The 1,117-nt window shown below is 48.5% G+C and carries 1 protein-coding gene; it reads left to right on the top strand.

What is annotated here, in order from left to right; all coding sequences use genetic code 11:
- The first annotated feature begins 109 nt into the window (after window positions 1-109).
- A complete protein-coding gene (locus EKM91_RS13740) occupies window positions 110-1,108 on the top strand; it encodes an IS30 family transposase (RefSeq protein ID WP_125754450.1) in 999 nt (332 codons plus the stop codon).
- The last annotated feature ends 9 nt before the right edge of the window (window positions 1,109-1,117 follow it).

Here is a 1,117-nt window from a genome sequence, read left to right as displayed (position 1 = left end):
GACGGATTTACACTGTAAGTGCAACAAATTAGCCAAATAGAAAAGACTCGTAGCCTGAGTCCTTGTAAAATGAAATCACCACAAGATCATACACAAGGAGAACTCGGCTATGAGTCCGTACAAACATCTTACCCTAAAAGAACGCGAAACGATACTACTTGGCATCAATAATGGATGGACACAAGAACTGATTGCCAAGGAGATTGGTCGTTCTAAGAGCACTATTAGTCGCGAGGTCTCCCGCAATGGCGGTTGGAACAACTACTCTGTGGCAGATGCCCATGCTCGTTATCAGGATGTACGTCAGGGTTGTCGACGTCATCGAATTCTCGACCGTCCAGAAGTACGCGAGCGTGTAATCACCTACATCACGCAGTATCATTGGTCTCCTGAACAAATTGCGGGACGTCTGCGATATGAAAATAGTACGATTCAAATCAGCTATCCGACGATCTATCGTGGAATTTATCGTGATAACCTGGGCGTTCCACGAAAGAACCATGGCGCACGTGGTATTCCACGTCAGCTACGGCATCGTGGTAAGACTCGCAAGGTGAAAGGGACGATCAATGAGCGGCGGGGTCGTTTCAACGATGTCCCGTCAATTCATGAACGCCCTGTTTCAGCGAAGAATCGTAGTTGGTTTGGTCATTGGGAAGGCGACACTGTCCGAGGTAAAACTGGTCGCTCCGCCCTTGTCACGCTTGTTGATCGCAAGTCACGCTTTCTTCTATCGATGCGCGTTTCAAGGGTCAACGCCGATAACGTCAAGGACGCAATGGTAGCTCTGCTTAGCGCACAGCCAAACAATCGCGTGAGGACCGTCACTCCAGACCGAGGGACCGAGTTTGCACGTTATCGTGAACTGGCTCAAGAACTCAACACGTTGGTCTTCTTCCCTGATCCTCATGCGCCACAGCAGCGAGGAACAAATGAGAATACCAACGGGCTCATTCGGGAATATTTTCCAAAGAACACAGACTTAGACTTACGAAGCGATGAGGCCATAGAAGCTTTCGTTGAACAACTGAATAACAGACCACGCAAGGTCTTAGGCTGGAAGACACCATCTGAGGTTTACCTAGGCAAAAAGTTGCACTTGAGTTGACAATTCGTC

This window comes from Lacticaseibacillus baoqingensis (assembly GCF_003946165.1).
GTDB classification, from domain to species: domain Bacteria; phylum Bacillota; class Bacilli; order Lactobacillales; family Lactobacillaceae; genus Lacticaseibacillus; species Lacticaseibacillus baoqingensis.
Note: the sequence above shows the minus strand (reverse complement) of the source record. Positions and strands in the feature narration are given on the sequence as shown.

Coding starts and splice junctions, on each gene's coding strand:
- EKM91_RS13740 (WP_125754450.1), top strand. CDS start 110: ATGAGTCCGTACAAACATCTTACCCTAAAAGAACGCGAAACGATACTA.